The sequence below is a fragment of the Neopusillimonas maritima genome (assembly GCF_003576595.1).
Taxonomy (GTDB): domain Bacteria; phylum Pseudomonadota; class Gammaproteobacteria; order Burkholderiales; family Burkholderiaceae_B; genus Neopusillimonas; species Neopusillimonas maritima.
Window position 1 is genome coordinate 479,185 of sequence record NZ_NQOU01000001.1, and the last position, 20,930, is coordinate 500,114.

Below are 20,930 nucleotides of genomic sequence, written 5' to 3' on the forward strand. Positions count from 1 at the left end.
CTTACCACCGTTGCGTGTCCGCCCCTGTGTCCAGCACAGGGCGCAGCTGCGCCGCAATTGCCTCTCGCGCACGAAAAATACGCGAGCGAACTGTTCCTATGGGACAACCCATCGCCTGGGCGATGTCCTCATAGCTCATACCTTCAATTTCTCGCAGCACAATAGCGGTGCGCAACTCTTCAGGCAGCGCATCGATTGCCTCATTAACTGTACTGATCACCTGCCGACTGGCCAGAACCGATTCGGGCGTGCTGATATCGGTTAGGTTGTCAATTTGGTCAAAAGTTTCATCATCTTCATTCGAAACAATTGAAGAAGACATCGGACGACGTTGACTGGAGGCCTGCCAGTTCCGCGCAGTATTGATCGCAATGCGATACAGCCACGTATAAAACGCGCTGTCGCCTCGGAATTGCGGCAAAGCACGGTACGCCTTAATAAACGCCTCTTGCGCCACATCTTCCACTTCGGAGGGCTCGCGGATCATACGCGACAATAAACGCATAATTTTGCGTTGGTACTTCAATACCAATAAGTCGTAAGCCCGCTTGTCACCCCGCTGAACGCGAGCAACCAGTTCCGCATCTACGTCACGCTCGCTCACGCACACCCCCTGCCGCCGCGATGTGTTGGGCAACCAGCATACCCAGCGCACGCCACGCCTGCTCGGGTACTCGAGATTTCCAGACTGTTAATTCCATAATTTCGTTCGCCCCGGAAGCTTCCTGTGTAAAGCGCAATGTCGTCCAAAACGCATTGGGCCAGACCCGCTTCAATAATACCTGACGTTCACTTCCATGATGGGCGTCGTAGAACCAGCCCCCGTTTTCGAAACGCAAAGAACCCCGTGCGAATAAAGAATGCACAACGCGACGTCGGCAACACAAAAAAGTCGCCAACGTCGCGCTCAGGAACAGCACAAAGCTTTGAAACACAAGAATTAACGACACCAGCAAAAGCACAGTGACAGTGACAAACCAGACCCAAAAAGGCGTCCGGACCTGCCACACGACCGGCTTTTGCATTCCGGTTGCCACCTAAACCCGTCGCACCAGCATCGACCCGTTCGTGCCGCCAAAACCGAACGAATTAGACAGAGCGACATCAATTTTCATGTCGCGTGCCTCGTTGGCGCAATAATCAAGGTCACAATCAGGATCTTGATTAAAAATGTTGATAGTAGGGGGCGACACTTGGTGATACACCGCCAGCGTTGTAAAAACGGCTTCGATTCCGCCCGCCGCGCCCAGTAAGTGGCCTGTCATGGATTTAGTGGAATTAACCACCAAATGACGCGCATGATCACCAAACGCAAGCTTCAGTGCTTCCGTTTCATTTTTATCGCCAAGAGGGGTTGATGTGCCGTGGGCATTGACATAAGAGATCTCGGTAGGATCGATGTCGCCGTTACGCATGGCCAACAACATTGCACGACGCGGACCGTCTTTGTCAGGCGAAGTAATATGATGGGCATCCGAGCTCATTCCGTATCCGGCAAACTCACCGTAAATACGAGCGCCGCGTTTACGGGCATGCTCATACTCCTCAAGAACCAGCACACCGGCACCTTCACCAAGCACGAAGCCGTCCCGGTCGACATCCCAAGGCCGCGATGCAGTTTCCGGATCATCATTTCGAGTAGACAAGGCTCGCATGGCGGCAAAACCACCGACACCTAATGGTGAAACAGTCGACTCGGCACCACCGGCAACCATGACATCGGCATCCCCGTATTCGATGAGACGGGCGGCGTCGCCAATTGAGTGCAAACCTGTTGTGCAAGCTGACACCACGGCGTAGCTGGGCCCCTTCAAACCCAACATAATCGACAACTGTCCGGAAACGAGATTAATGAGCGATCCCGGCACAAAAAACGGCGAAATACGCCGCGCGCCGCGCGCCAGATACTCGGATTGCGTTTCCTCGATGCGAGGTAAACCACCGATACCGGAACCGACGATGACACCAATACGATCGGCATTCTCGTCGGTAACTTCCAGGCCGGCATCCTTCCATGCCTGCACGCCCGCCGCCACGCCGTAATGAATAAAGGTATCCATTTGCTTGGCTTCTTTGGCCGACATGTAGTCCGTGACGTCGAAATCCTTTACTTCCGCCGCGATCTGCGCGTTCAGACCTGAGGCATCAAAACGTGTGATACGACCCACACCCGAACGCCCGCTAACCAAGTTACTCCAGGCGTTGTCGATATCATTCCCCACGGGCGAAATAATACCCAGACCCGTTATGACGACACGTCGCTTCACAGATGACTCCTAGAAATAAAAAAAGCGGTTTAAAGCCAGCCTATCCATGCAGGCGCAATTACTGCCACTGCCAATAGACTCTCTAGAAACCGCTCCGACCCGAGTTGCGCTGAGCGCGACTCCGAGCCTTTTTGTTGAAATTATTCTTTGCTGTGCGAGTTGATGTACTCGACGGCTTGTTGAACGGTCGTAATTTTCTCTGCTTCCTCGTCAGGGATTTCAGTTTCGAATTCGTCTTCGAGTGCCATTACGAGCTCGACCATATCGAGCGAATCGGCACCGAGGTCGTCAAGGAAGGAAGATTCGTTTTTGATCTCGGCTTCGTTAACGCCAAGTTGTTCAGCGACGATCTTCTTGACGCGCTGTTCGATGCTTTCCATGCAGTTCTCCAATTAGGGAAAAATTCCCGCGAATTATAGCCAAACGTATTGAATAATAGGAAACGGCTATGACAAAAAAAACAGTGTTTCAATACTTGCCATACACAAAGCTGTACCGGCGACAGCATTGGAACACCTCGTACCAAAACAGGATTTTAACCTGTATGAATCATCACATGTACATCCCGCCATTTACATGAAGCGTTGTACCTGTAATGTAACCTGCCTCGGGTGCTGCCAAAAAAGCCACGGCATTCGCAATATCGGCCGGTGCGCCCAAGCGTCCCAGCGGAATTTGAGATAAAAGTGCCGAAGTTTGCGCTTCACCCAATGCGCGCGTCATGTCAGTTTCAATAAAACCCGGCGCAACGCAATTTACCGTAATATCGCGGCTGCCCAGCTCACGCGCCAGGGCTTTGGTCATCCCGGTGACGCCGGCTTTTGCCGCTGCATAATTGGCCTGACCAGGATTGCCGCTGGCACCGACAACCGAGGTGATATTGATTATCCGCCCCCAACGCGCTTTCATCATAGTTTTGAGTACGCCTCGCGACAAACGGAAAACCGCAGAAAGATTGGTGTTGATCACATCCGACCAATCATCATCCTTCAGGCGCATCGCCAGGTTGTCACGTGTAATACCCGCATTATTGACCAAAATGTGCGGCCCGCCTTCATTGGCTCCGATATCCGCCAACAAGGCATCGCATGCAGCGCCGTCTGTTACGTTCAGCACGACCCCGCGCCCACCAAAGTCGGCCAGCATGGCCGAAATGCTATCGGCCCCACCTTGCGACGTTGCCGTTCCAACCACCTTCGCGCCCCGTGCGGCCAGTTCAAGGGCAATGGCTTTACCAATCCCACGCGTTGCGCCGGTTACCAGCGCAACCTTTCCTTCCAGTTGCTCACTCATGATGCCCCCTTGATGGTTTCCAACACCGAATCCAGCGACGCGGGATCCGTAATCGACAGACCGACAAGATCTCGGTCGATACGCTTGGTAAGACCTGCCAGCACTTTACCCGGCCCACACTCGACAACATGGGTGACACCCTGAGCTTTCATTGCCTGCAATGTCTCGACCCAGCGCACCGGGTGCCAGGCCTGGCGAACCAACGCATTTTTGATGGCTTCAGGCTCCGCAGGAGAAGCCACATCGACATTGTTGACCAAAGGCACCTGAGGGGGCATGAGGTTGACACCGGCCAATGCGTTCTGAAGCACTTTGGCGGCAGGCTCGAGCAAGCTTGAGTGAAAAGGGGCGGAGACAGGCAAAACCAAAGCACGCTTGGCGCCTGCCTCGCGTGCCCGCTCACAAGCACGTTCCACCGCCGCCTTATGACCGGCAATCACGACTTGCGCCGGCGCGTTGTAATTTACAGCCTCGACGATCTCGCCTTGTGCGGACTCGGCGCATAACCGGCGAACCTGATCATCATCCAGCCCCAGAATCGCCGCCATTCCACCACTGCCCACCGGTACCGCTGCCTGCATGGCATCAGCACGAACACGCACAAGACGCACCGCATCGGCCAAAGTAAGCGCGTTAACCGCTGTCAGGGCGGAATACTCACCCAAACTGTGCCCTGCCACCAGGTGCGGCACCGGGCCGCCGGCATCACGCCAGGCACGGTAAACGGCAACAGACGCGCTTAACATCACTGGCTGGGTGTTGGTGGTTAAATTCAGGTCTTCAGCAGGGCCTTGAGCAATAAGCGCGGCCAGATCCTGACCCAGCGCATCAGACGCTTCGGCGAGCGCAGCCTGCACAATGGAATTACCTGACCAGGCATCCATCATACCTACGGATTGAGACCCTTGCCCCGGAAATACAAAAGCAACTTTCATGACAATTGAATTGATTTATTTGAACGCGAAATATGGCAAATTTGCGTGATTTTACATGCGGGCAAGCACAGAGCCCCAAGTGAACCCGCCACCCACACCTTGCATGAGTACCACATCCCCTTTTTTGATACGGCCGTCACGCCGAGCGACATCAAGCGCAAGCGGCACGCTGGCAGCGGAGGTGTTGGCATGTTGATCGAGTGTAATAACAATTTTTTCTGTGGGAATGCCCAACTTTTTACCCAGGAAATTAAGGATACGGACATTCGCCTGATGCGGAACCATCCAATCGACATCCGCCAAACCAACGCCGGCCGACCGACACACATCGTGCGCAGACTTAGACAATGCATTAACCGCCATTTTAAACACGGCCTGACCATCCATTCGCACAAAGGGATCACCCACTACCTGCCCGGCTTCTATACGACCGTTGGCACATAAAATGCCCTGTTGGCTGCCGTCGGCATGAAGCTCTGCGGCCAGAATGCCCGGCTCATCGGCTGCCTTGAGCACCACTGCGCCCGCACCATCGCCAAACAGCACACAAGTGCGTCGATCGTCCCAATCAAGGATACTGGAAAAGATTTCGGCGCCGATGACCAGCGCGGTACGTGCACGGCCCGCCTGAATAAACGCATCGGCAGTGGTTAACGCGTAAACAAAACCACTGCACACGGCCTGCACATCGAATGCCGCTCCCTGACGAATGCCCAATTGAGCTTGCACCAGGCATGCCGTACTGGGAAAAATGACGTCAGGCGTTGACGTAGCCACAATCAGCAAATCGATATCGGTGGGACCAACCCCCGCATCAGCCATCGCAATTTTTGCCGCCTCAGTGGCCAGCATGCTGGTTTTAACATCCGGGCCGGCGATATGCCGTTGCCGGATACCCGTGCGCTCGGTAATCCATTCATCGGAGGTTTCGACCCCCCGGGTCGCCAATTCAGCGGCCAGATCATCGTTTGACACCACACGAGGCGGCAAATAGCCCCCCGTTCCTGCTATCTTGGCATAAGGCATAGTGAAACCACTTCCATTGGATGGCAGCCTATGCTGCCCGACCCGTTACATCGTTAGACACATTCGCTTGCAGCGACTTGGCTTTGGCAAGGCTTTGATGCAAGTCATGAATTGCCGTCGTCGTTCCTTCCAGAAGGCCGTTATTTACGGCTTCCCTTGCGCGCTGCAAGGCGCAGCCAAAAGCATAAACATCCGCAGAGCCATGGCTTTTAATGACAATACCCCGCAAACCCAGCAAAGCGGCGCCATTGTAACGGCGGTTATCCACTTTCTTACGAAAACGATTCAACACCGGCGACGCAATCAGCCCCGCCAACATCGACAAAATCCCGCTTTTGAACTCAGCGCGAATCATGGTTGCCACCATACGCGCCAGGCCTTCCATGGACTTCAGAACGACATTACCCACAAAACCATCGCAAACAATGACGTCGACAGTACCTTTGCAAATATCATCGCCTTCGACATTGCCGTAAAAATTCAGACCACTGCCACGCAACAACTCAGCCGCTTGCTTAACGACTTCGTTTCCCTTGATGACTTCTTCACCTATATTCAACAAGCCAACTTTGGGCGCACTAGTGCCGTAAAGTGCACTCACCAGAGCCGTACCCATAATGGCGAACTGCAACAGATGCTGCGCTGAACAATCGACGTTGGCGCCCAAATCGAGAACAGTGGTTGCGCCGCCATGCTGATTGGGAATCGACGCGGCGATTGCCGGTCGATCAATGCCGTCGAGCGTTTTCAACACATAACGTGAAATCGCCATCCAGGCGCCGGTATTCCCAGCGGAAATGCAGGCGTCCGCGACCCCATCTTTGACCGCCTGTGCTGCAACCCGCATGGAAGAATCTTTCTTGCGGCGCAAAGCGACCTCGACCGGGTCGTCCATAGCGACGACTTCGGAGGCGGGAAGTATTTGATACCAATCGGCACGGTCGCAACCTAACCGCGCCAACTGAGACTGAATGGCGACGGCGTCACCAACCAGCAAGAAGGTGGTATCGGGAAAACGTTGCGCAAACTGGTATGAAGCGGTAACCGTAACGGAAACCCCTACATCACCGCCCATACAGTCTACGGCGATTCGAATCTTCTTATGTGGCATTAATTAGGCAACCTGACAGCAGATTGCTGAAATACCGGTTTATTCGTCGTTCTTTGTTTTCAGCACTTTACGGCCACGATAGAAACCGTTGGGGCTGATGTGATGACGAAGATGCAATTCGCCTGTGTTTGGCTCGATCGCTGTGGGAGGCGTGGTAAGAGAATCGTGCGCACGATGCATTCCGCGCTTGGACGAACTCTTTTTATTTTGTTGAACAGCCATGATGACTCCTGGTAAAGGGGTGTTTTACCCCCGGGGTTAATTCAAAATAATCAATTCTTTTTAAGCTGCTCAAGCACCGAGAATGGTGATTGACGCCTGGTTTCCTGTTCCTGGGAAGAGGCAGACCGATCTGCCTGAATTCCGTTATCCGACGGGCACTCGTGATGCTTTGGCACATAAGGCATCGCCAGGATCAGTTCGTCTTCAACAAAGCCTAGCACGCTAAACCGTTTTGACCCAACAATACGCTCGATACCGTCATCATCAAGATCGTCGGTCTCCTGCTCAGCCGGTGTTCGCACCAGCTCAACCCGGTTATCGACGTTGATATTGCAAATAAACGGACGCAGGCAACGCTGGCATTCAAGCATGGGTTCTGCGTGCGCGGTAACGTGCAAAAAGTACCGACCGGAAGCAGTGTTTTCACCTTCCAGCGTCCAGTTCACAAAGCTTTTACGCTGTGCATCAGGCTGGGCAAGCTGGCCATCCAGCATACGGGTAAACAACCCTAAAGGCGCCTGACCCTGCAAAAACGACCCCGCCCGCGCAAAACCAAGGGCGTCGATAAGTGAATCACTCACGGGTTGCTCTTTGCCTATTAAAGAAAACATTAGATAATACCGCTTTCACCACTCTTGCGTCAAACCTTCTGGAAGAACCCCGGCCTATGCGTCTGATTCTGGCATCAAGCTCACCTTACCGCCGCGCACTGCTTGAAAGACTGCGGTTGCCATTCGAAACCATTGCACCCGACATCGACGAAACTCCCCTGGAAAACGAAAGCCCGGTTGAGCTTGCTCTGCGGCTGGCGAAGGAAAAGGCAACGGTCATTGCCAAAATCAGCCCAAGTGCCGTCGTCATTGGGTCCGACCAGGTGGCGACCATTAATGGTGTCGCTATCGGCAAACCAGGCAACCATGAGCGCGCAATGAATCAGCTTAAAATGCTAAGCGGCCAGACGGTCATGTTCCACACCGCGCTGTGCGTCTCGCACGAAGGGGTAACGGAAACTGAAAATATCGTTACTCATTGCCGCTTCCGGGTGCTTAACGAAGCCGAAATTCACTATTACCTCGACCAGGAAAAACCCTACGACACGGCCGGCAGCGCCAAGGCCGAGTCTCTGGGCATCACGCTGATGGAACATATCCGCTCGGACGACCCTACCGCCATTATCGGCCTTCCGCTCATCACATTAAGCAATATGCTGCGCCGGTTTAACATTAATCCTTTGCAACCGGATTCGCCGTAACCATGCCACAGACTCTTCATTTGATCCCTGTCAGCCTGGGGGAAAGCCCCGCATCACGCTGGCTCCCTCTCGAAGCACAAACGAAGGCAAGCAAGCTTGATTACTACATCGCCGAGAACGCCAAAACCGCGCGCGCGTTCTTGAAGTTGATCGGCACCGAAAAGCCAGTACAAGACATCACCATCCACGCATTGTCCCGCAACACCGACGCTGCGCAAATACGCCAGTGGCTAAAGCAATCAGGCGTAACCGGCGACATCGGCCTGGTATCCGAAGCAGGATGCCCTGCTGTGGCCGACCCCGGCGCACTGGTCGTACAAACCGCTCATGAAATGGGAATACGGGTGGCGCCCTGGACAGGCCCCTCCTCAATCATTCTTGGGCTAATGGCAAGCGGCCTGAATGGGCAGAATTTTGTATTTCATGGCTATGCGCCTGTTGCCCCCGCTGAACGGGCACAACAGCTGCGCGCATGGGAGGCTGCGTCACGCAAAGCCCGGCAAACACAAATATTCATTGAAACACCGTACCGCAACGATGCCATGTTCGAAACCTTGATCCTGACACTTTCCGGATCTACCCGACTCTGTATCGCACGCGCCCTCACCACCGACCATGAATGGATACAAACCCACTCTATCGATGACTGGAAAAAACGGCCTGCCCCGGTTTTACAGAAACAACCCACTTTATTTCTCTTTCAGGCCTGATTCAGCAAATCATGACATGGCAAGCACCGGTGGGTAACAACCAGCCACTATTTATGGTGCCTCAATTGAATAATACGCGGCAGGCACAACAGAAATACCACGGCCAAATAAATCCACACCTCAAAAAAATCGTTTTTACCGGCCCGAACCAGCCAAAAATGCCATATCGACAACCCGATCGCGGGATAAATGCCGTAATGCAAGCGCTTCCAATTGCGCCCGAGGCGACGCATCCAGCCATAAGTAGACGTTAATGCCAGCGGCGTGAGCAATACAAACGCAACGACCCCCACCGTAATAAACCAGCGTGTCACCACATCAAGCCACATCGCTTCCAAACCAAAACCCTGCTCCCAAAAGGCCCAGCCCAGAAGGTGCAAAATCGAATAAAAATAGGCGAATAAACCTAACATGCGACGATGCTTCAACAATACCGATATCCGGGCATAGCGGCTTAATGGCGTTGCCAGCAGGACAACACATAATGCCACCAGCGCCCACTCACCAGAAGAGCGAATCAGATATTCGGGCGGGTTCGCGGTTAGCCCCCCGGTTAAACCCAGCCCCACCCACAAAAAAACCGGATACAGGCAGGCAAAAAACATCAACACCGAAATCATTATTATTTGTTAGCTTAGTAATAACGCGACAAATCCATGCCTGAATACAGCGACGCAACCTGCTCGCCGTAGCCATTGAACATTTGGGTGGGCAACCGAGGGGCAAACAAGCCTCCCGAACCAATACGCCTTTCGGTCGCCTGACTCCACCGTGGATGCGGAACATCAGGGTTCACGTTGGCGTAAAAACCATATTCGTGCGGCGCGATACGGACCCAACTGGTTTCGGGCTGCTTTTCAGTCAGGCGGATATGAACAATAGACTTGCCTGATTTAAAACCGTACTTCCAGGGGATGGCGACACGCACAGGGGCTCCATTGGCAACCGGCAGCGCTTTGCCATACACACCGAACACAAGCAGGGTAAGGGGATTCATCGCCTCATCAAGCCGCAACCCCTCTAGATAAGGCCAGTCGATAATCCGGCTGCGCAGCCCAGGCATCGCATCGGGTTGCATGTCGGTAATAAATTCCACGTATTTCGCATTGCCCGTCGGCTCCACCGCCTTCAACAAAGCTGATAACGGGTAGCCATTCCAGGGAATCACCATCGACCACCCTTCCACACAGCGCATGCGGTATACCCGTTCCTCAAGTGCCGCGAGCTTCAAAAGATCGTCCAGGTCAAACTCCTGAGGGCGCAAAACTTCGCCATCCACCTTAACTTTCCACGGCTGCAGACGCATGTCCCCGCCATACCGCGCCGGATCCTCCTTGCCGGTACCGAACTCATAAAAGTTGTTGTAGGTTGTGACGTCCTCTTCAGGCGTGAGCTTTTCGTCAGCACCAAATTCGGGATTACGTTGGCCGTAACTTATGCCCTCCCGGCCCCAAGCCTGCAGCGGCAAAGACGACAAAACACCCGCCCCCATCGCTGCTCCAACGTGCTTCAACCAAGTTCGGCGCGAGGTCCAGATGTATTCCGGTGTTATTTCAGACGGAGCAATTTGCGGTATTTTGAATCGAGACATTTCACCCACCTTCGTTTTGATTTCACGAAGCCGGGTCACCCCGACTACCGTACTACTGGAACCAGCCGCCCAGACAGCCAGTCGCTCATTTCCTCAACACTGTGAACCAACACAGTCGGCTCCGCGCCAAACAAAGTATCCACATCGTGTGCGCCATAGCTAACCGCAATACTGTCGATACCCGCGTTATGCGCCATGACAACGTCGTGCGTTGTGTCACCTACCATCACCACCCGATCCGGATCCAGACCCAAACCATGAATAATGTCGAACAACATGGTTGGATCCGGCTTTCCTTTTGCCTCATCGGCACACCGAGTCATGTCAAAATAATGCTGCAGGTTCGAAGCCTGCAACACCCGATCAAGCCCGACCCGGCCTTTCCCGGTCGCCACGGCAAGACTGACCCGTTCCTCTTTTAAGCCCGAGAGCATCTCGGGAATCCCTTCAAACAACGGAATCGTTTGATCATTTTGGAAAAAATGATGCTTGTAACGGTCCACAAATGCAGAAAGCTGGTCAGCCGGCAAATCGGGCGCCACGTGATACAGCGCGCTTTCCAACGACAAACCGATCACCCAGGCGGCCCGCTCACGAGGCGGCACCGGCAGTTGCATATCGGCGCATGCCAACTGAATCGCACTTACAATAGACTGGGTGGAATCCATTATGGTTCCGTCCCAATCAAAAATAACGGCATCATACTGTTTCAAGACATCTGCTCCAGCTCTTTAAGAAGGGCCTGACATGCAGGCGGAAGTGCGGCCTCGAGTTTCAGTATTTCACCGCCGACTGGATGAGGAATATCCAGTTTCCAGGCGTGCAGAAACATACGATTGAAACCATGCCGCGAAAAGCGGGCCCTGACTTCATCGTGGCCGTATTTGTCGTCCCCCACAATGGGATATCCACTGGCCGCCAGATGTACGCGGATCTGATGTGTCCGCCCGGTTTTCAATTCCGCCTCGACTAACGAAAAGCGACCACCGTAACGGTGCATCAAATTAATAATCGTGTGTGCCGGCTTTCCCAGGGCATCCACCTTGACTCGCCGTTCACCCGATGCGGTCAACCATTTCAACAAAGGTTGACGCAAATGCTGTCGGTCATTCTGCCAGTCTCCCTCCACCAAAGCCAGATAACGTTTGCGCCCCTTCCCTTCACGCATCATTTCATGCAAAGCCACCAGCGCAACCCGCTTTTTCGCAATAATAAGCAAACCGGACGTCTCACGATCGAGACGATGAGCAAGCTCGAGAAACTTGGCTGCCGGGCGGGCGGCACGCAACTGCTCTATGACCCCGAAGGAAACGCCGCTACCGCCATGCACGGCAACACCGGCAGGCTTGTCGATAACCAATAGGGCATCATCTTCGTAAACAACCGGAAAGCTGGCTGCCGGCGCAGGCGGCCGGGCGTTTGGATCGGCCATGCGAAACGGCGGAACGCGAACCGCATCCCCCTCCAATAGCCGATATTCTGCTTGGCACCGCCCTTTGTTCACTCGAACCTGCCCAGAGCGGATGGCTTTGTAAATATGACTTTTCGGCACCCCTTTGCAGGTTTTCAACAAAAAATTATCAATGCGCTGCCCAGCTTGCTCCGCGCCGATTTGTAACGTTTGAACGACCATATTCATGGTTTGTAAAGATTCCGGTTTGCGCATAGACAAAACAGGCATATAATCTTATTAGCCTATAGAAGCTGAAACCCACCTGCGTAGAGACGAAAGTGTTACGTCTCCGTGGGTCGCGAAAGACCATATTGTACTGCTTACGTGTTTCAGCTTCCGGGCCAATCGGTCGCCGGAGCGTCATGCGTCGGCGCAATAGCAGAAGAAGAAAAAACTGCTTTTGTGTCAGACACTGCGCCAACCGCGTGCGACGTTTTAGTCTTTGCTTCGTTACTCGAAAGTTTTAATGCACCAGATGCGCGCAAACGGCGCATCTGCTGTTCCCAGCAAATTGTTCGTCAACCACGTTAATTATTGTGAATCTGACCTTCCTGCTGCCTGAACCGTGTGCCAAGTGGCAAGTCATTCCTGCCTAACGAAAAAGGTGGACGCCCCCTGACATCGGTCAGCCGGCACTCCTTTTCTTTGCAAAACTAAACGTCTCACACCGAGTGGTCCAAGGTCGTGCGCCAGCCATGTGGCGTGCCATGACTACGGAGAAATACACTCATGAAACGCATGTTGTTCAATGCAACGCACCAAGAAGAGTTGCGCGTTGCTATTGTCGACGGTCAGAAACTCATCGACCTCGACATTGAAACCGCCGGGCGCGAACAGCGCAAAGGCAATATCTACAAAGGGGTCATCACCCGCATCGAACCAGGCCTTGAAGCATGCTTTGTCAGCTATGGCGAAGAGCGCCACGGCTTTCTACCCTTCAAGGAAATCGCACGCGGCTACTTTAAAGACGGTGTCGATGTTCGGTCTGCGCGCATCCAGGATGCGGTCTACGAAGGCCAGGAACTGATCGTTCAGGTTGAGAAAGAAGAGCGCGGCAACAAAGGCGCCGCACTGACCACTTTTGTTTCGCTGGCCGGACGCTACCTTGTTCTGATGCCGAACAATCCTCGCGGGGGTGGTGTATCACGCCGGGTGGAAGGCGAAGAACGTCAGGAACTGCGCGAAGCGATGGACCAGCTCGATGTTCCTCAAGGCATGAGTATCATCGCACGCACCGCCGGTATTGGCCGAAGCGTAGAAGAATTGCAATGGGACTTATCCTACCTGCTGCAACTCTGGACAGCGATTGACACGGCAGCAAAAGATAACGCGGCCCCAATCCTCATCTACCTTGAGTCCAGCCTGGTTATCCGCGCCATTCGCGATTATTTCTCGCCTGAAATCGGCGAAATCCTGATCGACACTGAAGAAATCGCCGAGCAAGCCACCGCGTTCATGAGCGTGGTTATGCCCGACAACGTGCAGCGGGTTAAGGTTTATAAAGACGACGTCCCGCTTTTCTCACGATTCCAGATCGAACACCAAATTGAAACCGCTTATGCCCGCACGGTACAGTTGCCGTCAGGCGGTGCCGTCGTTATTGATCACACGGAAGCATTGGTGGCGGTCGACGTCAACTCGGCACGGTCAACGCGTGGCGCCGATATCGAAGAAACGGCCATGCGAACCAATCTGGAAGCGGCCGACGAAGTTGCCCGTCAGCTTCGTTTGCGCGACCTTGGCGGCCTGATCGTCATTGACTTCATCGACATGGAAGACAACAAGAACCAGCGTCTTGTTGAACAACGCCTGCGCGATGCCTTGCACTTTGACCGCGCCCGGGTCCAAATGGGCAAAATTTCCCGTTTCGGCCTCATGGAGCTGTCGCGACAGCGGCTGCGCCCTGCATTGAACGAGGGCTCTCACATTACTTGCCCTCGCTGCAACGGCACCGGCGTCATCCGCGACGCAGAGTCCAGTGCACTTCACGTACTGCGCCTGTTGCAAGAAGAAGCCATGAAAGAACACACGGCCGCCTTGCATGCACAGGTACCGGTCGATGTTGCCACGTTCCTGCTGAACGAAAAGCGCGCCGACATCACCAAAATCGAATCGCGCCTGAAGGTTAACCTGGTTCTGATTCCCAACAAGAACCTGGAAACACCTCATCACCACATTGAGCGTTTGCGGCACGACGATCCTCGCCTGGACAATGCCGTCACCAGTTTCCAGCTGGTGGAAGCGCCTGACACCGACATTAGCTATCCGGGCAGCAAAGAAACTGATAGCAAGCCACGTCAGGAAGCCATTGTTAAAAGCATTACTCACGCACAGCCGGCGCCGGTAGTAGCGGTAACGGCTCCTACGGCAGTTACCGGAACGATTGCTTCGGGCCAATCTGCTGCGCAACAGGCAACCAGTTTGTTCAAACGCCTGATGAATTGGCTCAGCGGTACAGGAAGCACCAGTAGTACCCAGGCTGCTTCAACCCCTGAAGCGAGCGAAGAATCGAAAGAAAAAACTGAACACCGGTCACGGCGTCGCGGCGGACGAGGACGTCGTCGTAACGAAAATGACACGACGGCTGAAAAAACATCTCACCAACAAGGTGGGCGTCGGGCACGACATCGGTCGGAAGAAAACGATTCAAAAGAAACGTCCGATACGGTCGTAGCAAAAGACAACACGTCCGATGACAGCCAAAATGAAGAGCGCACCAGCTCAAATCGACGTGGGCGCCGCGGGCGTGGGCGAAACCGGCGTGATCGCAACGACCCCGCGGTTGATCAAAACGCGCAGTCAAACAATGACGCTGCCGAAACAACCGACACGCCAACAGCAGGGTCAGAACGGCCGCAGGCAAAAAACGCGCAACACCACGACAACGAACAAGAAGATCAGGCAATTGAGGCGGATAACGACAACGCTTCTGCCGACACGCACGATACCGGTACCGAACGCAAGCGCCGTCGTCGTCGTAGTCGTCGCGGGCGTCGCAGCTCTGCGGAAACCGGAGCAGCAAGCGCCGAGTCGAATACTGATCTCTCAGCGGATCAGAATACGGAAACACAAACAGCCAAAACCACTTCAGAACCGGTAGCCGTTCCTGCACCTGTTACCAATCAAGAACAGGCAGACACCGCCAAACTTGAAGCGGCTGAAGAAACTGCTAATGCTTCTGAGTCAACCGCTCAGGAAACATCAAGGGTTCAAGAAGCGCCAACGGCTCAAAAAGTACCTGCCGTTGCTCAAGAGGAAACCCCGGCAAATGTTGAGCCTGTTGAAGCTGCCAAGCCTGAGGCACAGCCTGACGCAGCAAAACAGAACGCGGAAGTCGTTCAAACGGGTGAGGTACTCACCGCCGACACCGAAAACGGAACTGAAGTGGCCACAGAAGCCGTCACCGAGCCGTCTGAGACCGAGGCGAAAGAGCAACCGCAACAAGTATCAACGGCAACGCACAAAGCCAATGGCTTGCATCACCCCAAGGTTGCCGATACAGGTTCCTCGCTCAAAGACCTTGTTGCCTCATCGGGGCTGCAACTGGTGGAAACACGTCCTGATGCTGTCAAGCCTCAAAACAGTGCGCCCACTGCAGCATCTGCTTCACTAGGCCGACCACGTAAATCGGCGGTCGTCATTCACGACGAGTCTTTACAACAAGTCGAAACGAGCGCTAAGTAATAATCTTTTGAAGCGACAAAAAATGGCCGGGAAACCATATGGTTTTCCGGCCATTTTTTTACTTAATAACAAACGCTCATTCCGTACGCGCGATTGCCTCAACGGGTTGGCGGGTTAGCAACGCCAGGATATGCGCGAGCTCCTTGCGCATATCACGACGATCAACCACACAATCAATCGCACCTTTCTCAAGCAGGAATTCCGCGCGCTGAAAGCCCTCAGGCAGTTTTTCCCTAACTGTCTGCTCAATCACCCGGGGACCGGCAAAACCAATTAATGCCTTGGGCTCCGCCACCACCACATCGCCCATAAAAGCAAAACTGGCGGATACCCCGCCCATTGTCGGGTCGGTAAGAACACTAATAAACGGCAATCCTTCTTGCGACAGACGTGTGAGCATGGCATTCGTTTTAGCCATTTGCATGAGCGAAAACAAGCTTTCCTGCATGCGCGCTCCACCCGAGGCAGCCACACAAATAAACGGGCAGCGTAAACGAATCGCTTCTTGTACGCCTCTAACAAAACGCTCGCCCACTACCGAGCCCATTGAGCCACCCATGAACTCGAACTCAAAGCACGACAGCACGACAGGTAATGTAAGAATCCGTCCGCTCACGACCACCATTGCTTCAGTTTCACCTGTTTGCCGGGTGGCCTGGATCACCCTGTCGGGATACTTTTTGGAGTCTTTGAATTTCAAAGGATCGACGGGCCGGGTATTTTCACCGATCTCTACCCGCCCATCCGGGTCGAGCAAAGCATCAATACGCCGGCGCGCGCCGATTCTCATGTGGTGACTGCAATTGGGACAAACATTCAGCGTTGCCGCCAGGTCGTCTTTATAGAGTACCGATTCGCAGCCCGGGCACTTAACCCACAAGCCCTCTGGGACACGCCGCGAATTAGCATCATTGTTCCGGTTAATCCGTGGCGGCAGAATTTTGTCAATCCAGCTCATTGTAATTTTCCTGATTGAAGTTTTATTGTTTAACCGAGTGCCTGACGAATCCCCGCCAACCACGCTCCGGCTGCCTTGACTGCGGCCTGATCGGCCTCATGACCATTTGCCCGGGCCACGGCCTCTTCCATGGTTTCAATCAATTTACTGCCAATAATAACGGCATCGCACACCTGCCCCACACGCTGCGCGCTTTGTGCATCGCGAATGCCAAAGCCCACCCCGATAGGAATGGAAACATGACGGCGAATCGCCTGCACACGTTGCTCAACCTCGGAAAGATCGATAGTGGCAGCGCCGGTTACCCCTTTCAACGACACATAGTACACATATCCGCGCGCGATTTCGGCAACTTTTTGAATTCGCGCATCGGTAGATGTGGGGGCCAATAAAAATATAGGAGCAACGTCGACGTCGTCTAGATAGCGGGCGAACTCAAGCATTTCCTCAGGTGGGTAATCAACAACCAACACGCCGTCCACGCCCACTTCCTGCGCTTTCCGGGCGAACTCAAGCTGCCCGTAACGTTCAACCGGATTGGCATAACCCATTAACACCACCGGTGTTGTTTTATCACTTTCCCTGAACGCCTGAACCATGTCGAAAACATGGCGCATCCCAACCCCTTTTTCAATGGCACGCTGGGTTGCACGTTGCACTACCGGGCCATCGGCCATCGGGTCGGAAAAGGGCACACCTAACTCAATAACGTCGGCGCCGGCCGCAACAAGCGCGTGCATGAGCGGAACCGTTGCCTGTGGCGAGGGATCGCCTGCCGTGATGTAGGGGATGAGCGCCGCCCGCCCCTTCGTTTTCGCGAAGGCCGCTGCCAAACGATCAGCTTGGGCTTGTGTTACCTGACTCATAATTTGATTCCGCTCATTTCAGCCACGGTGTGCATATCTTTATCGCCCCGACCGGACAAATTCACCAAAATAATTTTATCTTTCGACAACGTGGGTGCCAGCTTGACGGCGTGCGCAATGGCATGGGAAGACTCCAGCGCCGGCATGATGCCCTCGGTACGGCAGCACGTGTGAAATGCTTCCAACGCCTCGGCATCCGTGATGCCAACATACTCGGCACGCTTTGAATCTTTCAACCAGGCGTGTTCAGGCCCGACACCGGGGTAGTCAAGCCCGGCGGAGATTGAGTGTGTTTCCTGAATCTGGCCATGCTCGTCTTGCATAATGTAAGTGCGATTACCGTGCAGAACCCCCACCACTCCGGCATTAAGAGACGCAGCATGGCGGCCGGTATCAAGCCCGTCGCCCGCCGCCTCAACACCAATCAGCTTCACATTCGACTCGTTGATATAGGGGTAAAAAATGCCCATGGCGTTGGAGCCACCACCGACCGACGCCAACACGTAATCCGGCTGACGACCCGCGTATTCCGGCATTTGTGCAAGACATTCAGTGCCGATAACAGATTGGAAATCACGTACCATCGCGGGGTAAGGATGCGGCCCCGCAACCGTTCCGATAATGTAAAAGGTGTTTTCGACGTTGGTGACCCAATCGCGCATGGCTTCGTTCAGAGCGTCTTTCAATGTACGCGAGCCGGACTCTACCGGCACGACTGTGGCGCCCAGCAGCTTCATTCGATATACGTTGGACGCTTGACGACGGACATCTTCACTACCCATGTATACAACGCACTCGAGACCATAACGTGCTGCTACGGTTGCCGTGGCCACGCCATGCTGCCCTGCACCGGTTTCGGCAATGATTCGAGGTTTGCCCATACGTCTGGCCAACAATATCTGCCCGATGCAGTTGTTGATCTTGTGCGCCCCCGTGTGATTGAGGTCTTCGCGTTTGAACCAGATTTGGGCGCCCCCGAGCTCTTCCGACCATCGCTTGGCGTGATAAACCGGACTGGGCCGCCCCACAAAATGCTTTAGCTCGTAATCGAACTCACGCAGAAAGTCGGGATCTTCTTTGAATTTGTCATAAGCCTGACGCAGCTCGTCGAGTGCGTGCACCAGGGTTTCGGCAACAAACGAACCACCGTAGGGCCCGAAATGCCCTTTTTCGTCTGGGAACTGATAAGGTTTCAAGGAATAACTCTCTGGTTGGGCCGGTATTAGCGGCTTAATAACAACTTAGGGCCATTTTAACAGCGACCGAACTTTCTCGCGGAACCCACGCAGTTACAAGCGGGTCGCGCTAAAGCCTGGAATTTCATTCAGGGCGGTCAACGCGCGTGTGATTTGATCACCATTTTGCACTTCAACGGTAAAAATCATATGAGCCAACGAACGACGGCTTTGCGTATTGACACCAATTACATTTAAACGAAGACGACCGAAAACATCGGTAATGTCTCTCAAAAGATTCAGGCGATCCGGAGCATGAATACTGACGGTAACCGGATAAACGCGATCCTGGGTGTCGCCCCAACTCACCTCAATAATACGCTCCGGGTGCTTGATGGCGAGTGCCGAGAAGGCCTGGCAGTCGGACCGGTGAATCGATACACCGCGCCCTCTTGTAACGAACCCGCGAATATCATCGGGTGGAGCCGGGCGGCAACAGCGTGCCAACTGTGTCATGAGTGAATCAACGCCCACAACCAGTACACCGCTCTTACCCGACCGGGTAACGTTATCCGCCGTGCCTTCCAATTGAAGTCGTTCCGGGCCAACAGGTGTGGTTTCGCTTACGCTCCCATCACGTTCCTGACGAAAATGTTGATCAATATGGCGCAGGCTGAATTCATCTTTCGCCACCGCAACATACAGATCATCAGCACGGGCGAAACCCAATTGGTCTGCCAATTGCTCCTGGTTGACAGCAGTTTTGCCAAGTCGCTGCAACTCCCGCTCAACCAGCGCATGCCCCTGAGCGATACGTTCCTGCAGCTCAATGGCATTAAACCAGGCCCGAACCTTGGCGCGAGAACGGTTGCTGGCCAGATAACCCAGTTGCGTGTTCAGCCAATCACGCGACGGCCCCCCCGACTTTGCCGTGATGATTTCAACGGTTTGGCCAGTTTGCAGATTTGTCAGCAGTGGCACCATCTGGCCATCCACCCGGGCGCCGCGGCAGCGATGGCCCAAATCAGTATGCAGCGCATAAGCAAAATCAACCGGTGTCGCGCCGGCCGGCAACTCAATAACACGCGCCTGCGGCGTTAAAACGTAGATTCGCTCATCTGCCGCAGGTTTTGCAGCACTTGCAGTCGAACTTTTCTCTGGCGACGCCTCTTGTGGGGACGCATCGTCGGCTTTGCCCCAGGACAATAGCTGACGCATCCAGGCCACTTTACGATCGTACTCCGAGGCGGCAACCTGCGTTCCACCTTTGGGTCCCGCCTCTTTATAACGCCAATGCGCGGCCATACCGTATTCCGCAAATTGATGCATCTCGTGGGTGCGAATCTGCACTTCAAACGGCTTGCCATCGGCATCTGCAACAACCGTATGCAAAGACCGGTAACCATTCGGCTTGGGCCTCGAAATGTAATCATCAAATTCTTCGCTGATCGGACTCCACATGGAATGCACGAGGGCAAGTGCTGCATAACAATCGCGCTCATCATTCACAATCACCCGCAATGCACGCAAATCATACAGTTGCCCGAAAGACAACTGTTTGTTGCGCATCTTGTTCCAGATGCTGTAAATGTGTTTGGGACGCCCCGACACATCGGCCTGCACCCCCTCGTCTTTCAAAGCCTGCCTAAGCCGGCTTACGACCCGGTCAATAAACTGCTCGCGCTCAACCCGCTTCTCCTCCAGCTCCTTGGCAATCATTTTGTACGTTTCAGGCTGCAAAAAACGAAAAGCCAGATCTTCAATTTCCCACTTTAACTGCCAAATTCCAAGGCGGTTGGCCAACGGCGCATACAGCTCCATGGTTTCCTGGGCCAGATTCGGAGGACATACTGTTTTGGAACTAGCGAACCAACGCAACGTTTGCAACCGGGAAGCCAGGCGCAACAGAACGATTCGCAAATCGGCCGCCATGGCAAGCAACATTTTGCGCTGCAGTTCTCTTTGATCTACACCGGTTCGTGGGTCATCAGTATTAAGCCTGGCCATCCTGCTCATACCAAGCAGCTTTCGGGCTCCCTGAACCAAAGACGCGATCTCGCTGCCAAATTTTTTTACCAGTGGATCTTTACGCCCCGTTAAAAAAGCGTCTTCCGACGAAATAGATGCAAGCACTGCACTTGCACGCGTCGCCGCATCGGCTTTCATTTCCGCCAGGATACAAACTACGGCCGCGGCATGCGTATCCAGTGGCTCACCAGTGCTTGCACGCTGCCCTTCAAGCAAAGGTTGGGCGGTGCGCACGGCCTGAACCAGCAGCGCATGCCCCGGGGGATCAAGACCTTCGGCTGCTTGTGCCAGCCAAACAGCGTTGAATGGCGCTTGCAGCCCAGCGTTATCACCAGACTCAGACGTCACGCTTCACCTCA

Annotated in this window: 21 protein-coding genes; 3 read left to right on the forward strand and 18 right to left on the reverse strand. The window is 54.1% G+C overall.

The genetic code is table 11. The features are described 5' to 3' along the window. Window position 1: 1 nt before the first annotated feature. From rpoE to CJO09_RS02415, 10 genes are all read right to left on the reverse strand, one after another. Window positions 2-604: an RNA polymerase sigma factor RpoE gene (gene rpoE, locus CJO09_RS02370; protein WP_114419765.1), complete on the reverse strand. Its 603-nt coding sequence runs from the start codon at window positions 602-604 to the stop codon at window positions 2-4. Continuing rightward, window positions 591-1,025, reverse strand: coding sequence for a hypothetical protein (locus tag CJO09_RS02375; RefSeq protein ID WP_119440913.1), 435 nt, complete (start codon window positions 1,023-1,025; stop codon window positions 591-593). The genes rpoE and CJO09_RS02375 overlap by 14 nt, the downstream gene beginning before the upstream one ends. 12 nt (window positions 1,026-1,037) lie before the next feature. Further along, on the reverse strand, window positions 1,038-2,267 hold the full coding sequence (gene fabF, locus CJO09_RS02380; RefSeq protein WP_119440914.1) for a beta-ketoacyl-ACP synthase II: 1,230 nt from the start codon (window positions 2,265-2,267) through the stop codon (window positions 1,038-1,040). 140 nt (window positions 2,268-2,407) lie between these two features. After that, window positions 2,408-2,647 (reverse strand): acyl carrier protein, encoded by a 240-nt coding sequence (gene acpP / locus CJO09_RS02385; protein ID WP_114419768.1) that lies wholly within the window; start codon window positions 2,645-2,647, stop codon window positions 2,408-2,410. A 172-nt stretch (window positions 2,648-2,819) separates the two neighbouring features. Next, complete coding sequence (fabG, locus tag CJO09_RS02390; protein ID WP_114419769.1) at window positions 2,820-3,560, reverse strand: 3-oxoacyl-ACP reductase FabG; 741 nt, start codon at window positions 3,558-3,560, stop codon at window positions 2,820-2,822. Then, window positions 3,557-4,495 carry an ACP S-malonyltransferase gene (fabD, locus tag CJO09_RS02395; RefSeq protein WP_119440915.1) on the reverse strand — a complete coding sequence of 313 codons (939 nt, stop codon included), beginning with the start codon at window positions 4,493-4,495 and terminating at the stop codon, window positions 3,557-3,559. Before fabD ends, fabG begins: the two co-directional genes overlap by 4 nt. A 51-nt stretch (window positions 4,496-4,546) precedes the next feature. After that, the gene (locus CJO09_RS02400) at window positions 4,547-5,521 is read right to left on the reverse strand and encodes a beta-ketoacyl-ACP synthase III (protein ID WP_119440916.1); all 975 of its coding nucleotides are present in this window, start codon (window positions 5,519-5,521) and stop codon (window positions 4,547-4,549) included. Window positions 5,522-5,549: 28 nt separating this feature from the next. Beyond that, window positions 5,550-6,632, reverse strand: a complete 1,083-nt coding sequence (plsX, locus tag CJO09_RS02405) for a phosphate acyltransferase PlsX (RefSeq protein WP_119440917.1) — start codon at window positions 6,630-6,632, stop codon at window positions 5,550-5,552. Between the two features lie 39 nt (window positions 6,633-6,671). Next, window positions 6,672-6,854 (reverse strand): 50S ribosomal protein L32, encoded by a 183-nt coding sequence (gene rpmF / locus CJO09_RS02410; protein WP_114419776.1) that lies wholly within the window; start codon window positions 6,852-6,854, stop codon window positions 6,672-6,674. A 50-nt stretch (window positions 6,855-6,904) separates the two neighbouring features. Then, window positions 6,905-7,435, reverse strand: a complete 531-nt coding sequence (locus tag CJO09_RS02415; RefSeq protein ID WP_158582698.1) for a YceD family protein — start codon at window positions 7,433-7,435, stop codon at window positions 6,905-6,907. An 86-nt stretch (window positions 7,436-7,521) separates the two neighbouring features. Here CJO09_RS02415 and CJO09_RS02420 point away from each other — a divergent pair, with 86 nt between their 5' ends. Both CJO09_RS02420 and CJO09_RS02425 read left to right on the forward strand, forming a co-directional pair. Continuing rightward, window positions 7,522-8,106, forward strand: a complete 585-nt coding sequence (locus CJO09_RS02420; RefSeq protein WP_119440919.1) for a Maf family nucleotide pyrophosphatase — start codon at window positions 7,522-7,524, stop codon at window positions 8,104-8,106. Between the two features lie 2 nt (window positions 8,107-8,108). Next, the gene (locus CJO09_RS02425) at window positions 8,109-8,816 is read left to right on the forward strand and encodes an SAM-dependent methyltransferase (protein WP_119440920.1); all 708 of its coding nucleotides are present in this window, start codon (window positions 8,109-8,111) and stop codon (window positions 8,814-8,816) included. A gap of 47 nt (window positions 8,817-8,863) precedes the next feature. Here CJO09_RS02425 and CJO09_RS02430 read toward each other — a convergent pair whose 3' ends face one another. From CJO09_RS02430 to CJO09_RS02445, 4 genes are read right to left on the reverse strand one after another with little or no spacing between them, the layout of a single operon-like run. Further along, window positions 8,864-9,436, reverse strand: coding sequence for a protein-methionine-sulfoxide reductase heme-binding subunit MsrQ (locus CJO09_RS02430; protein ID WP_119440921.1), 573 nt, complete (start codon window positions 9,434-9,436; stop codon window positions 8,864-8,866). Window positions 9,437-9,450: 14 nt separating this feature from the next. Next, window positions 9,451-10,407 (reverse strand): protein-methionine-sulfoxide reductase catalytic subunit MsrP, encoded by a 957-nt coding sequence (msrP, locus tag CJO09_RS02435; protein WP_119441355.1) that lies wholly within the window; start codon window positions 10,405-10,407, stop codon window positions 9,451-9,453. Window positions 10,408-10,451: 44 nt separating this feature from the next. Next, complete coding sequence (locus CJO09_RS02440; protein WP_119440922.1) at window positions 10,452-11,120, reverse strand: HAD family hydrolase; 669 nt, start codon at window positions 11,118-11,120, stop codon at window positions 10,452-10,454. Beyond that, window positions 11,117-12,088 carry an RluA family pseudouridine synthase gene (locus CJO09_RS02445; protein ID WP_119440923.1) on the reverse strand — a complete coding sequence of 324 codons (972 nt, stop codon included), beginning with the start codon at window positions 12,086-12,088 and terminating at the stop codon, window positions 11,117-11,119. Before CJO09_RS02445 ends, CJO09_RS02440 begins: the two co-directional genes overlap by 4 nt. A 501-nt stretch (window positions 12,089-12,589) precedes the next feature. Here CJO09_RS02445 and CJO09_RS02450 point away from each other — a divergent pair. Next, complete coding sequence (locus CJO09_RS02450) at window positions 12,590-15,544, forward strand: Rne/Rng family ribonuclease (RefSeq protein WP_119440924.1); 2,955 nt, start codon at window positions 12,590-12,592, stop codon at window positions 15,542-15,544. Between the two features lie 76 nt (window positions 15,545-15,620). On the opposite strand, the gene accD is transcribed toward CJO09_RS02450, so the two are convergent. From accD to CJO09_RS02470, 4 genes are all read right to left on the reverse strand, one after another. Then, complete coding sequence (gene accD / locus CJO09_RS02455) at window positions 15,621-16,502, reverse strand: acetyl-CoA carboxylase, carboxyltransferase subunit beta (RefSeq protein ID WP_119440925.1); 882 nt, start codon at window positions 16,500-16,502, stop codon at window positions 15,621-15,623. 29 nt (window positions 16,503-16,531) lie between these two features. Then, a complete protein-coding gene (gene trpA, locus CJO09_RS02460) occupies window positions 16,532-17,368 on the reverse strand; it encodes a tryptophan synthase subunit alpha (protein ID WP_119440926.1) in 837 nt (278 codons plus the stop codon). Continuing rightward, on the reverse strand, window positions 17,365-18,564 hold the full coding sequence (gene trpB / locus CJO09_RS02465) for a tryptophan synthase subunit beta (protein ID WP_119440927.1): 1,200 nt from the start codon (window positions 18,562-18,564) through the stop codon (window positions 17,365-17,367). The genes trpA and trpB overlap by 4 nt, the downstream gene beginning before the upstream one ends. 93 nt (window positions 18,565-18,657) lie before the next feature. Beyond that, on the reverse strand, window positions 18,658-20,919 hold the full coding sequence (locus tag CJO09_RS02470) for a RelA/SpoT family protein (protein ID WP_245961202.1): 2,262 nt from the start codon (window positions 20,917-20,919) through the stop codon (window positions 18,658-18,660). Window positions 20,920-20,930 lie beyond the last annotated feature (11 nt).